This is a genomic window from Faecalibacter bovis (assembly GCF_017948305.1).
In the GTDB taxonomy this organism is placed as follows: domain Bacteria; phylum Bacteroidota; class Bacteroidia; order Flavobacteriales; family Weeksellaceae; genus Empedobacter; species Empedobacter bovis.
The window spans coordinates 1,781,531-1,795,679 of record NZ_CP072842.1; the positions used below are offsets into that span (position 1 = coordinate 1,781,531).

At 28.8% G+C, this 14,149-nt stretch carries 14 protein-coding genes; 2 read left to right on the top strand and 12 right to left on the bottom strand.

Annotated elements, in window-relative coordinates; genetic code table 11:
* Positions 1 to 81 precede the first annotated feature (81 nt).
* Entirely contained in the window at positions 82 to 1,527 is a 1,446-nt protein-coding gene (locus J9309_RS08575; RefSeq protein ID WP_230475474.1) for a hypothetical protein, read from the top strand.
* Between the two features lie 141 nt (positions 1,528 to 1,668).
* Here the strand turns inward: J9309_RS08575 and J9309_RS13600 are convergent, their stop codons facing one another.
* From J9309_RS13600 to J9309_RS08620, 10 genes are all read right to left on the bottom strand, one after another.
* The gene (locus J9309_RS13600; RefSeq protein ID WP_262897265.1) at positions 1,669 to 1,800 is read right to left on the bottom strand and encodes a hypothetical protein; all 132 of its coding nucleotides are present in this window, start codon (positions 1,798 to 1,800) and stop codon (positions 1,669 to 1,671) included.
* A 67-nt stretch (positions 1,801 to 1,867) separates the two neighbouring features.
* Positions 1,868 to 2,386, bottom strand: a complete 519-nt coding sequence (locus J9309_RS08580) for a J domain-containing protein (protein ID WP_230475475.1) — start codon at positions 2,384 to 2,386, stop codon at positions 1,868 to 1,870.
* On the bottom strand, positions 2,386 to 2,589 hold the full coding sequence (locus J9309_RS08585) for a hypothetical protein (protein WP_230475476.1): 204 nt from the start codon (positions 2,587 to 2,589) through the stop codon (positions 2,386 to 2,388). The genes J9309_RS08580 and J9309_RS08585 overlap by 1 nt, the downstream gene beginning before the upstream one ends.
* Before the next feature lie 16 nt (positions 2,590 to 2,605).
* Positions 2,606 to 3,547: a Yip1 family protein gene (locus J9309_RS08590; protein ID WP_230475477.1), complete on the bottom strand. Its 942-nt coding sequence runs from the start codon at positions 3,545 to 3,547 to the stop codon at positions 2,606 to 2,608.
* Between the two features lie 7 nt (positions 3,548 to 3,554).
* Complete coding sequence (locus J9309_RS08595) at positions 3,555 to 4,484, bottom strand: DUF4339 domain-containing protein (protein WP_230475478.1); 930 nt, start codon at positions 4,482 to 4,484, stop codon at positions 3,555 to 3,557.
* 70 nt (positions 4,485 to 4,554) lie between these two features.
* Positions 4,555 to 5,175 (bottom strand): hypothetical protein, encoded by a 621-nt coding sequence (locus tag J9309_RS08600; protein ID WP_230475479.1) that lies wholly within the window; start codon positions 5,173 to 5,175, stop codon positions 4,555 to 4,557.
* A 2-nt stretch (positions 5,176 to 5,177) separates the two neighbouring features.
* The gene (locus tag J9309_RS08605) at positions 5,178 to 5,636 is read right to left on the bottom strand and encodes a hypothetical protein (RefSeq protein WP_230475480.1); all 459 of its coding nucleotides are present in this window, start codon (positions 5,634 to 5,636) and stop codon (positions 5,178 to 5,180) included.
* Positions 5,637 to 5,674: 38 nt separating this feature from the next.
* On the bottom strand, positions 5,675 to 8,509 hold the full coding sequence (locus J9309_RS08610) for a type I restriction endonuclease subunit R (protein ID WP_230475481.1): 2,835 nt from the start codon (positions 8,507 to 8,509) through the stop codon (positions 5,675 to 5,677).
* 15 nt (positions 8,510 to 8,524) lie between these two features.
* Positions 8,525 to 9,706, bottom strand: coding sequence for a restriction endonuclease subunit S (locus tag J9309_RS08615; protein ID WP_230475482.1), 1,182 nt, complete (start codon positions 9,704 to 9,706; stop codon positions 8,525 to 8,527).
* A 2-nt stretch (positions 9,707 to 9,708) separates the two neighbouring features.
* The gene (locus J9309_RS08620) at positions 9,709 to 11,292 is read right to left on the bottom strand and encodes a type I restriction-modification system subunit M (protein WP_230475483.1); all 1,584 of its coding nucleotides are present in this window, start codon (positions 11,290 to 11,292) and stop codon (positions 9,709 to 9,711) included.
* 109 nt (positions 11,293 to 11,401) lie between these two features.
* Between J9309_RS08620 and J9309_RS08625 the strand changes: the two genes are divergently transcribed.
* On the top strand, positions 11,402 to 12,013 hold the full coding sequence (locus tag J9309_RS08625) for a hypothetical protein (RefSeq protein WP_230475484.1): 612 nt from the start codon (positions 11,402 to 11,404) through the stop codon (positions 12,011 to 12,013).
* Between the two features lie 37 nt (positions 12,014 to 12,050).
* On the opposite strand, the gene J9309_RS08630 is transcribed toward J9309_RS08625, so the two are convergent.
* Both J9309_RS08630 and J9309_RS08635 read right to left on the bottom strand, forming a co-directional pair.
* A complete protein-coding gene (locus tag J9309_RS08630) occupies positions 12,051 to 12,551 on the bottom strand; it encodes a hypothetical protein (RefSeq protein ID WP_230475485.1) in 501 nt (166 codons plus the stop codon).
* A 113-nt stretch (positions 12,552 to 12,664) separates the two neighbouring features.
* The gene (locus tag J9309_RS08635) at positions 12,665 to 14,002 is read right to left on the bottom strand and encodes a tyrosine-type recombinase/integrase (protein WP_230475486.1); all 1,338 of its coding nucleotides are present in this window, start codon (positions 14,000 to 14,002) and stop codon (positions 12,665 to 12,667) included.
* Between the last annotated feature and the right edge of the window lie 147 nt (positions 14,003 to 14,149).

Below are 14,149 nucleotides of genomic sequence, written 5' to 3' on the forward strand. Positions count from 1 at the left end.
AGAGCCACATTTTTTTATGAATTGCATAGGTAGCCACTTTGTGGCATGGCTATTCTATGCTTAATATTTAAATATTTTATAATGAAATATAATAGAATTAAAAAGCATTATGGTGCATATAATAAAGAGTTGAATTGGAAAATTACAATAACAGCATTTTTGTTAAAATATATAGAATCAAAAAAAGATTCATTCCCACAAAATCTTAATTGGGATACGCTTCTTCTAATCATTAGTTTGATTGAATACAAAGTTTTAACTTATGTTAAAAGCAAGGGTAAAAAAGGGTATGTAGATATTACTTCTAAGGAATTAAAAAGTTGGAGGTATGATTATAACCAATATTTAAAATTTTTGATAGATATAGGTATAATTTGTAAAAAGAATTATTCAACTTCTAAACAGCAAAGTAATAGTTATCGTATAAACTATGAAGAAATTTATAATTTAGGTAAAGGATCAATAGATATTACAACAATTGATATACCTCGTAATAAGAACTTAAATAAATTAAAGGAGTGCAATACACCAAAGTTAAATAGTTGTATTCATTTGACTAAATGGTTAGATAGTGGTTTTGAATTTGATATTGAAAATTTTAAATCTTTGGGATTTAATATTGAATTAAATGAATATAGTTATGATAATTCATTACGCATATTAAGCTATTTACACAAAATCGAGGGTATAAAAAATAAAGAAATTAGATATTCAAGAAACCAAGACAAGGATAATCGTCTTCATTCTCATCTTACAAATTTTCCATCTAAATTGAGGGGCTATTTAACCTATAAAGGTTTTGATATAATGAGTTATGATTTAAAAAATTCACAGCCATTTTCCCTGATAGTATTTATAGAAGGATATATGAAAGGAAATAATAGAATTATAAATATATATAATAAAATATATAATAAGAGTATTATGTCGCCAAAATTGTTTGAAATCCTTTCTGATAAAGGGTTTCAGGATGATTATAAAATTATTAAGGAATGGGTTTGTAAAGGTTTATTTTATGAAGAAATATCTCCTTATTTAGATATTGAATTTGAAGATAATTTGTATAAAATATATGAATTTAATAAACAATCAAACTCTAATAAATTGATAACATTTGATAATAAAAGAGATGCTGTTAAAAAATTGACATTAAGATTACTTTATTCGCCTAATAAAAAGGATTTTAAAGTTTTTAGGGAATTTAAAAATGAATTTCCAAAATTTTGGGAGTTATTGGTTATATTAAAAAGTCAAACCGAGCATAAAAACTCCTATAAATTGTTTCCAAAGTTATTGCAACATATAGAGGCAGATTGTTTAATTGATTTTGTGACTAAAAAGATTTCAGATGACTATCCTAATACACCAATCTTCACGATACATGATAGTATTTGTACAATTGATACTGGTACAGATAGTATCTATAGATTAATGATGAAATATTTAGCTGAATATACAGGTGGTATTCTGCCTACAATTAAAGAGGAATTTTGGGGATTGCCAATAACTAATCTAAAAGCTGCTTAAAAAAATCCCAATCATATTATATGGTTGGGATTTTATTTTATTGAGAAATATTAATTAAGTTACTTGTGCTGAATGTATAGTTTTTTAAGTTGTTAGATTCTTTTATTAAGATACTTTTCTATTTTTATATAGGTAACAGTACTAATAATGATCATCTACAAATTGTTCAGCATCCTCTCTATTGTTAATATTTAATTCATTTCGTAATTCTTTGTCTTCCATAACGCTATCTACCATGTTATTTCGGCACATTTTAGCTATACCTAGCATCATTACAATTACTATTATTGCTATCCATAAATTATCCCCTCCGGTAGTGTTATAACTATTTTTACTCATACTATCTAAATAAACTTATTATTAATCCTAAGATAAACATTGCAATAATAAATATTATGGCATTTGTAATACCAGTTAAACAACCTTTTGATGCAGCGACTGAAACACCTTTCACATCTCTTAATGCTTGCTTAACAATCTCAATAGCTTGTTCTTGAGCATTATTCATCCATTTTTTTAAGATATCATCTTTAATTTCATATTCTTTTTGATATCTTTCGTAGCTTGATTTCGTGTAATTATCTTGATTATAAGTTTCTGATTGATTATCAAAATTTGCTTTCTCTTTTTTATTTACATATTCATAGAAGCTTTTATACTCAATATCATATTTTTCTCTAGCTTCTTTATCTAATAAAATAAGTTTTGCTTCATTGATGTCTTGCATTTGTTGCGTTGTGTCAATATTTTGATTTAAATCAGGGTGCCACTTTTTAGCTAATCTTTTATAGGCATGTTTTATTTCATCATCAGAAGCATTTATATTTATTTCAAGAATTTTATAATAATCTTTAAACATTAGTTTTTATTTAATGTTTGATTGCTATCAAAGTTTTCATCATTGTCATTTGATGGTTTATATCTCCATACTGCATATATAATAGCAATACCAATGATGTTTACGATAATAATTGGAAGCCCAGCAGCCTTTAATACTACAATTCCCGCAATTACAATGAATGTCATTATAATTTTAATTAAAATTAAGATTCCTTTGCTCATATTTTTATAGTTTAATTTAAGATTTAGATAATAGACTAAGAGGTATTGCTAAAATGATATGTGCTAATGCTATATATGCATAAGTGTCATTAACTCCAAACATTTTTATCATCCAATATATTTCAGATAAAAAAGGTAAAATAAAAGTCAGAACACCTCCGATTATACCAGCTTGAGTAAATGCAATTATTACAGTCCATATATGGGTAATTAAAGCTGTTATCATAAAAATGGAATTAAATGTTACTATTAAAGCAAAGGCATTCTCATCCTCATTTTTGTGTTTTTGAGATGTTGATATATTATTTGATAAATTAATTTTATCAGTAATATTAATTTTTGGTGTTATCTTTTCTTCAGCTAAAATGTTTTTGTTTTCTTCTATAGTTTTAATAGTGTCCTCTTTTTTATCTAGGAATTTTTCTAGGGATTTATGATTTTTTAATAGTTCATTTTTTTTATAAATAAGGTCCATTAAAGAAATCCCATCTTTAACCATTGTTCCTCTCGCTACATTAAATGCTAAAATTTTATCTCCTAATTTGTCATACTCCTCTTTTTCAGCTTTATTTAAAGAGCTTTTACTTGAAAGTTCTAATCTTCTATTAAAATCTTCCTCTGTTGGTTTAACAATGTTGTTTACATCAATGTTAAACACATTTTTTAAATATTCAGCATCTTCTTGAATAAGATTTTCCACTATTAAAAGTTCATTTACTTTCTGCTCTTCTAAAACAACATCTTCAATACCTTGTATTAAAGCTCTATATGCATTAGAATCTGTACGATTGTATTTCTCCATTTCTCGAATTGCTTGCTCTCTTGTAAGTTTTCCCTCTTCGACAAATTTTAAATACATATTGTCATACTTTTCATGAACTTTTTCAAGTTTAGCTTTTCTTCTTGCTAACTCATCTTGCAGTTCTTTAATACGAGCTTCTTTTTGTTCAGGGGTCATAGTTAGTTTATTTTATAAGATCTAAATATTCAATTTCAATCCATCCTTTAGACGTTTTATTTTCAGAGTTAGTGAATTCTACATATGCAAAATTTCCAGAAAATTTTTCAACGTATATTTTTTCAATAGTTGTGAATCTTGCATTTCTTCTATCATTAAAGTTTGGTGTATTGTGAAAATAGACTGGGTAATTTGCTGAAGCTATTACATAATAAAAACCTGGTTGATAGGATGTATTTTCTGTATAATCGGTATAATTATCATTTTTAATTAGAAATTTATTACGATTATTACTAGCTTCACTATAATTATTGAAGGAGAATAATTCAGCTTCTAAAATTTCACCTTTATAAACTTTAGCATCAATTGAATTTAAATAATGACTAATAACCCTATCCTTAAAAAGATTTAATTCATCTTTAGAAGGGTTGTTAAACTCTTGAATTTCACTAACGTTTGTGTAATATTCTTCTCCAGAATATTTTTTAAGTTTTGTTTTTAATAGAACATAAACATAATTATTCATATGTATTGGAGAATAATAATTGTTGTCAAAAAATGCAGTATCTTCAATTCTTGCAGTTGAATCTAAAAACATATCAGGAGATTCAACAATAGTAGAATCAATATTATTTTCTTTTTCGCTAACATTGTTGTTAATAGAATTATTTTCTTTAGTAAAATTTTTTACAGAGAAAAATATTGCCAAAATTATACTTAGAATTATAACTATGATTATATAAATATAATTCTTATTCTCATTCTCATTAATTGTTTCACTAATTTCATTTAGTTCAGGAATCATATCTAGACGAATCCATTTGTCTGAACCTTCAATCCAGATTTTAGTGCTTTTGTTTAATTTTTTATTCTTTAATTCTGAAAATGTGTATCCAATATTTTTACCATTTTCTCTTATGAAATATTTACGTTGCATTTTTAAGAGATTAGACGTTAATAAAATTATAACTTATAAGGTATATTATATATTTTTAAATACTTAATTTTTACCACTCATTTTCTTCTTTTAAATCCCTCTCACAATCATCGCAATAATCTTCAAATGATGAAAATTTACGACCTCCACAACGTGGGCATGTATGGTCTTCAATTTCCTGTTGCTCTCTTTCTTGTTTACGTTCACAGAAATAACAAATTTCTTCGTAACTTGATTTACTACCATAGCAAATAGGACAAGTTTCTTCTTGTTCTTTTCTTTGTTGTTCTTCTATGGCTCTTCTGTCATCTTCTTCAGGAGTAATGTATGATGTATATCCACAACTTCCATCACTGATAATGGTAACGGTATAATCATTTCCTCTGTCATCTGTAAATGAAGTTGTATCTCCATCAAATTCAGGTTCTGTAAAATGGGAATTATCTAACCAACCTCCATTACTCCATTTGATTCTTGTCAAGTACCCATCACTTACTTCAATGGGTAGGGTATAGGTACTATTAGTTCCTGTGTCTGGATTGTAATACTCAATTTCTGCACAATATTCACCGTCTAATACATCAGAACTATCGCCTGTAAACTCGTAATTGTAATCACGTGTTGTATTACTACCTCCACCACAACCAAATAATAGTAAAGAGTAAAAAAAAAGATATAAAAAGTTTTTCATACTTAAAATTTACTTTCCATATGAACTTCATAAAGTGGTTGACTACTCAAATCATTATATTTTATTCTGTCATCGCAAAATCTAATATAGTAATTGGTTGACGAGTAAGTAGTACAAAAGCCCAAACCATCTTTATTACCCGAATTTATTTCTTTATAACCAAGTTTTAATATAGTTTTTAGTATTTCATTTGACTTATACTCATATTTTTCACCATATAAAGTATATTTTACAAACCCATAATTACCCTTAATTAAGCTATAGTTATAGTTTTGATCGGCATAAATCACACCTTTTTCATTACTTATACGATATGTTAGCCCTTTCTCTTTAAATAGTCGTACTGCTTCGCTTTGAGAACCATCAACCATTTTCTTTAAATCACTATAAGTGATAGATGTCTGTGCATTAGTATAAACACATGATACACAAAATAAGATTAGAAATAAAATTTTCTTCATAAGTTTTGATTTATAGTTTGTTATTAATTTATATATTTTTACCTCAAATATCTATCTACAAAATTTGTCACACGTTCCGTTAAACGTTCTCCAATGGTTCTACGTTCTCTGAAGGATGGTTTATCTTGTAAAGTATTTACTAATTCGGTATTTGTTGGAAATCTACCTGAAAACATATACGTTTCTAACGTTTCTTCAAACTTGTTTTCGTCTAAATTTTCTGTTTGCACCAATTCTTTAAATTCCTTTTTCTTCTCGACCTCAACAAAATTTTGATACAAATCTGTAATATCAGCACCCTTATTGATGATGGTTAATTGTTCAGAAATAAATCGTTCTATTAATTCTCGTTTTGTTCTAAGCAATGGGTCAGCTTCAACCATTGATAAAATTTCATTTTGTCGTTTATCTTTATGCTGTGGGTCTATCTCTGTATCTTCTTCTAAGTTAGCTAAAAGGCGTAAAATGTAATTAACATTTACCTCATCTTTATGCAAAAGTTCTAACTGAAAATCAACCTCGTTTAAAATCGAATCTTTATTTTGTTTTAAAGCGTTTTGCTTTAGGTCTTGATACTTGGATACATAATTCATAAACGTTTGTTCATTCATCATTAAATCATCAAAACTGAAGTCGCTAAAACCTTCCATTCGGTTCTTTAAACGCAACAAATCTCTGAAGACTTTTACAAAGCGTAATTTCTCATCTTCCGAATACAAATCATCTACACTGCTAACTGTTGGCGTAATCGCTAAAAGGTTCTTTACACCTTCGTTAAACTGTTCTACAAAATCTTCTAACGGTGGTACTATAATTACTTCCTTAGCTTCTTTGTTCGAGAATAAAGCAATCGCATCATCTGTCGCTGTTTTCAGGTTTCTAAAAGATACAATTTGTCCATGCGATTTTTTATCGCCTTTTAAACGGTTGGTACGTGAAAAAGCTTGAATCAAACCATGATATTTCAGTTTCTTATCCACGTATAATGTATTTAACGATGGCGAATCAAACCCAGTTAAAAACATATTCACAACAAACAATACATCAATCTCTTTATCTCTTACACGTTTTGCAACGTTTTTATAATAATCGTTGAAGGATTGACTGTCTTTGGTTGAATAATTCGTTCCAAATTCTTTGTTGTATTCCTCAATGTAAGTATCTAAGACTTGGCGTGTATGAATATCAATCTTTGCATTGCTATATTCTAAAGCTTCTTCAGGGATTTGTCCTGATTCGTCTTCTGTTGGATTTTCGTTTGCTGTATAACTGAAAATCGTAGCAATCTTTAAATTGTGTTTGCCTTCGTTTTCAAGCCTTCTGAACGTGTCAAAATACTTGATTAAGGTTTTGGTATTACTAATGCAAAACATCGCTGTAAACAGCTTATTCTTTGTTTTATGCGAATGATTAGCTATGATATAATTAGCAATCTTTTCTATGCGTACATCACTTTCTAATAATTCTGTCGTGTCGATGTCTTCTACCTCAATATCAAGATTGTTTTTCGAAGTATCTTTGTAGGTGTATCGACCAACGTATTCGATAGAAAAGGGCAATACATTTCCATCGCTAATAGCGTCAGTAATTACATATTCGTGTAATCGTTCTCCAAACAAATCTTTGGTTAATAACTTCACACCTTTTTTGGTAGAAGCATTTTCTGCAAAAATTGGAGTACCAGTAAAACCAAATAATTGATGGTTTCTAAAAAACTTTACAATTCGTTTATGGGTATCTCCGAACTGACTACGGTGGCATTCATCAAAAATGAAAACAATACGCTTTTCAGCCAATTCATCCATCAATTTCTTATGATGTTCTTTTGAGATGGCTGTATTCAGTTTTTGTATGGTTGTAACGATAAGTTTGGTGTTGTTATCGTTAAAATGTTTAACTAAGGTTTTTGTATTCTCTGTAGAATCGACAGAACCAGGACTAAACTCATTAAATTCTCGTTGGGTTTGATAATCCAAATCGCTTCTGTCCACACAAAAAACAACTTTATCTACTTTTGGAATGCGTGATAAAATTTGACTTGCTTTAAATGATGTTAAGGTTTTTCCTGAACCTGTAGTATGCCATATATAACCGTTGTTTGTAGAGGTTTTAACCTTTTCTACAATGTTTTCTACGGCATAATATTGATATGGTCTTAAAACCATAATTTGCTTGTTTCCTTCGTGTAACACCATATAGCGTGTTATCATTTTAGAAACGTGACATTTGTCTAAAAATATGTGTGCAAAATCTTCTAAATCAGAAATACGCTTGTTCTTCTCGTCTGTCCAATAAAATGTAAACTCGAATTTTGGCTCTTTGCTGTAGGTGTAATATTTGGTATTGGCTCCGTTACTGATGATGAATAGTTGGATGTATTGAAACAATCCGTAACCACTTCCGTAACTGTGCAAATTGTAACGATGCACTTGGTTAAAAGCTTCTCTTAATTCTAACCCACGTTTCTTCAGTTCGATTTGTACCAATGGCAAACCGTTGATTAATAACGTAACATCAAAACGAGTTTTGTATTCGCCTTCTACTGTAATCTGATTGGTTACTTGATACACGTTATCGCACCAATTTTCGCTGTTGATAAATGATACGTAAACCGTTTCGTTGGCATCGTTTTTAAACGAAAATTTATCTCTTAATACCTTTGCTTTATCGAAAGGATTTAAGGGTTTGGATAAATGATTAAGTATTTGCTTAAACTCTTGGTCTGTATAATGTGTTTGGTTGAATTTCTCTAATTGTACTTTTAGATTTTGAATTAAATCTACCTCATCTTTAATGCATACTTGCTCGTATCCATTTTCCGTTAATTGGTGGATTAATTTGTTTTCTAAAGCTTGTTCAGATTGGGTTGTCATAGTAGTGTTAAAATATTACACAAACATCTGTTGTAACAGACCTTTTTTATAGTTTTCGGTTTTTGTGATTTGGTTGTTGATGGCTTCTATTTGGTTGTCGATGGCAGTTAAAAAATCAGCGATTTTAATTTGTTCATCTAAATTTGGTATAAAAATATTCCACGCTTCAATAGCGCCTTTTGTAATATGCATCATAGCTAATCCATTAGCACTTTTATTCTTAATTATTTCAGTATTAAAATTTAAGAAATGGTATAAGAATGTTTTATTCATTAAAACTTTTTCTTCAACCTTCCAAATATGGTAATGATAAATAACTTTATCACCTTTCCAAATTTTAGGACCAAAAGAAGCTGACCAAGCATATAATAAATCTCCTTCTGAGCAGTATTTATTATTATCAAGTTCTAAATCGGAGTAATACCAACTATTGTTTGAAAAGAAGTTTCCAACCCTTAATACTGGATATTTACCATTATCAAGCAATTCAGATTGTTTATATGCTCTTCCGTTAAAAAAAGTAGCTACCTCCCCCAAAGTCTTTTCCTCCCAATCAGGGTAATTGGTTCCATCTTCTTTTGTGAAACGAATTTCTTGGGAAAATAGCTTTTGCATCACTCCTTTTTTGTACAGTTGTAACTTTTCTTTTTTAGTTGTTAAAAGTTCCAATTGCTTATCCACAGCACCTAAAAAATCAGCGATTTTGGTTTGCTCGGGTAGGGATGGGAAATATTGTTCAATTGTCTCTATTTTTTTCTTACTAATTTCGAGAAATGTTGAACCTGAAGATTTTTTAATTAATTCATTTTTAGTGGTATTAATTAAGTAATATACAAATTCATTGCTATTAAAACTATTTACAACTATAGATTGAAAACCTTGATTTGTTGTTGATTCTTCTAAACAAATCGAGCATTCACCAATAGTGGCTCTTGTAGTCAATAAGATACTACCTTTCGGTAAAATTTTAGCTGAAGACTTACTAACAGCTAATTCAGTTATCTTTCTTTTAGAAGATGTTACATATTTTGAATTGATTTCTGTTGGTGTAAACCAATTTATATCTCCATTCCAATATTTATCAACTGTTGTACTTGGAGTTCCTCCACCAACTATATGTCCGATATCTTTAAGATATTTATATTTCCACTCATCTTTAAACTCAGGAAATCTTAATTTGGGTTGTAAATTTTCCATCATTAAAAAGGCGTTTTAATGTTCAGTTGTTTACAGAAATCAGCAATTATTTTTTGGTTTACATCCAAATCCACATCAATCGCTTTAATTTCTTCTGCTACTGCATTAATATCAATAACTTCTTCTTCCTCAAACGTATCTACATAACGAGGGATATTCAAATTGTATTCGTTTGTACGCACTTCATCTAAAGTCGCTACATAGCTGTATTTATCTTCTGTAGTACGGTTTTTATATACCTCAACAATTTTATCAATATGCTCGGCTAATAATACATTTTGGTTTCCTTGCTTTTCAAACCCTTTACTTGCATCAATAAACAAAATGTTGTCGCTATGCTCTCGGTGTTTTTTAAGTACCAAAATACAAGTCGCAATCCCAGTTCCAAAAAAGATGTTGGCTGGTAAACCAATAATAGCATCTACAGCATTAAGTTCTTCGATAAAATGTTTACGGATTTTTTCTTCGCTACTTCCTCTAAACAAAACCCCATGAGGTAAAACAGTAGCTAACGTGCCGTTATCAGCCAATTGTGCATACATATGTTGTACAAAGGCAAAATCTGCTTTCCCTTTTGGTGCTAATGCACCAAATTGTGCAAAACGTTCATCATCCATAAAAATTGGATTGGCACTCCAATTAGCCGAAAACGGAGGATTTGCAACAATAGCTTCAAATTGTTTATCTCGATGCTGTGGGCGTTCTAATGTATCCTCGTTTTTAATGTCAAATTCTAAATACGATTTACCATGTAAAATCATATTCATTCGAGCCAAGTTGTACGTTGTTCTGTTCATTTCTTGTCCATAGAACTGACCTACGTGTTCTACTTGTTTGGCAACACGCAACAACAAAGAACCCGAACCACATGTAGGGTCGTAAACAGATTTTAAACGGTCTTTGCCTACCGTTACAATCTTAGCTAAGATTGAAGATACTTGTTGTGGCGTATAGAATTCTCCCGCTTTTTGACCCGCACCTTCTGCAAACTTACCAATCAGGTACTCGTACGCATCCCCTAAGACATCAGCATCAGTGTTGTCTAACTCGAAGTCGATACTTTCTAAAGCGTTCATAATTTTAGATATCGTTTGATTTCTGTCGTTTGGTGTTTTACCAATCTTTTGCGAATTCAAATCAATATCATAAAATAAGTTATCAAAATCATCTTGCGATTCAGTTCCTAACGTACTGCGTTCGATGTTTCTTAAAACTTGCTCTAATTCGTCTAAAATAAATACATCAACTACCTCATCATTATTGGTTTGCTGTGCATTTCCTTTTTTGGCGATGGTACTAAACAATTCTGAAGGGCGTAAAAAGAAACCAATTTGCTCTACCATTTGTTCTTTTAGTAATGCTAAATCTGCTTCGCCTTGTTCAGTTCCTTCTTCAATATCATCGTACGATAATCCATCAGGTTGTAAGATGTCGTTTACTTCTTTTAAAAATTTATCTGAAAGGTATTTGTAGAATATAAATCCCAAAATATAATCTTGGAATTGGTTCGCATTCATTTTCCCTCTCAATATATCTGCTATTCCCCAAAGCTTACTTTGTAGGATTCTTTTTTCTTCTTCTGACATGTGTGTAATTTATCAGGGTAAATATAATAAATTGTTGAGGATTCTTAAAATGATGTAATAGGAGGTAAGCGTTAAATGTTTTATATTTAATGAGTTTAAAAAACTATTTATGAAAAAACTTGGACTTTTATTATCAGTGATGATATTGTTCAGTTGTAATGACACGAAAGAAAAGGAGTTACAATTGAAGGAAAAGGAATTGGAGTTGAAGGAAAAACAGCTTCGATTAGATAGCATTAAGGCTGTAGCAAAAACTACATTGCAAGAAACCAAAGTTAAAGATTCTGTAGTTAAAGAAGAATCTCTAAAGGTGAAAGAATCCAATGGAGTAGGAGTTAAAAAACTTAAATTTCCAAAAGGACAATTAAATTCGAAATATACCTATGAGTTTAAATGTGATGATGAAACTTGGGGAAAATGTATATTACTTATTAGAGAAGGAAATAAAACAATACAGAAACATAATATACAAAATTCAGCTAGTTTAATAGGGAATATTCAGTTTATAGATAATAAATTTTTATATTTCCATTCTGAAATTTTTGGTGGTACAGCAGGTAATCATTTGTATTATCATTATTTAATTGACTTAACAAATAGGCAAGTTTATAGAAGAGATATGGAATGTTATGAAGGGGATCATACAGAGTGCCAACTAAAGCAACCATTATCTATAAAAGTTCCTGCTTTTAGATATTATGAAGAATCAGAAGATTATTAAATAAAAAACCACCTCTAAGGGTGGTTTTTTTATTTTTTTAGTAATTTAATAAATCTTCATTTGTAATTATACTTATAAAATGATATGTTTGAAGAGCGTCGAAATTATTAGTTTGTGAAGAAGTTGAAATTATATAAGTCATCGTACTTCCTTGATATATTTTTATCACTTCTCCATCTTCTATATATGATTTAACTAATTTTCCTCCCCAAGCTTTAATTTGATTGACGTAGGTATTTAATTTAGTATTTGAATTTACTTGGATTCCAACTGTTATTCTATCATTATACGTTGAATAATTATAATGTAGAAATGATTCAGCAATATCTTCATATAAAGATTTTTTATAGGTATAAATAGCTTCACTTGAATCTTCAAATTCTTCAGCACTTAAAAAATTCCATCCCTTAGCTGTTAAAAATTCGTCTGCATCTCCTAATTCCATTTTTCTAATAGCTAAAACTTCGCTTAATGTTAGGTTTTGTGCAAATGCAGAAAAGGATAATAAAATTGTAAATAGTAAAAATATTTTTTTCATATGATTTAGATATATTGACAAAATTAATATTTTATTTTATATGCAATTAGGTAAAACCCTATATAAGTACATAAGGATGACAATTACTTTTTATTGTGCACCCCCACCAGTTGTTATTCTTTATTCCATCTTTTGAAAATATTTTCAATTTTTTCATTCGGAGACATTTTAATGTATTTATAAAATACCTCTTCTGTTTGATGTCCTGTAATTTGCATGATTTCAAAAACAGGATGACCTTCTAAAAACATATTTGTAGCAAAACTTCTTCGTGTAGTATGTGCTTTTACTAATTGCCATTTTTCATAAAATCCTTCAATATTTCTGGTTGTTTTATACTCACTCTTTTTACCTTCATTAATAATTATGGATTGACGAATTTTACCTTTACATTTTTCGTTTATTTTCGCTCTTTTACAAATCGCCTTTATGTATTGATTAAATTGAGGATTACTATTTGGAACAGGGAATTTATTATCATACTTATCTAATATTTTAATGATATCTGAATGTAATGGTATGTTAACAGTTTTATTTGTTTTATCTGTTTTTACTACAATGTATTTTCCTAAAATATTTCCAGCTTTATCTTTGTAATCAATTATTCTGTTGGAATTTAGTTTTTCTAAATCAGAATATCTTAACCCAACTCGTAAAGCAACAATTAAACAATCTCTATAATAATCTAAATCTTCAATTGTAGATAAATCTAAATTGATAATTTGTTGTATTTCATTTTCGTTTAGATAAATATCAAATGTTTCATATGAAGGTTTTTTAAACTCTCTTTTGGTATAGTCTTTACAAATAGGTAAGTTATCATTTTCAGCATATTTGCATAATAACTTAATTCCTTTAATATATTTTGCAATAGTACTATCTGAAAAGTCTAATTCTTCTCTTAAATAATCTACAAACTCATTTCGGAATTCTATATTCACATCTTCTAATTTTAGACGTTTATATAATTTTTGAAATGAATTTAATTTTATACCAACTTGTTTAAATAAAGATTTGAATGAACTAGAATATGTATTACCTCTTTCATTTTTATATTTGTTTATGTTCTGATTAAAATGCTCAATGTATTCATCAAAGTAATAAATTTTACTAAGTGGATTTTTTTCAGCTTTATCTTCAATATTAAAAAAAGCATTGGTTTGTTTAATTAACCACTCTTTTAAGTTTGATTTATTAAAATTGATAGTTGTAATATCACTATTATATTGAGTGTCGAGAAATTGAATAAACTCATACATTTTAGTATTGATTAATTTATATTCTCTCTTGATTCTAGTTTTTAGATTTTTGCTAGATGAATCCCAATATTTAGTTTCAATTTTAAAATCTCCAAATTTTCGTTCAGTTTCTAATTCTTGATTTATCTTAAATCGTACATATATAGATGATACTTCCTTTTTAAGATTTACCTTATAAGTTAATGATGGCATAGAAATATTTTTACTCCCCTAATTACTCCCCTAAATGTAGTAAATAATATTATATATTTGTATATAAAAGTATACAGTTTATTTGTTAAAAGTTCTGTTATACAGTGTTTTGTTTATGCAAAAGTATACAATTAGAAATAATAATAA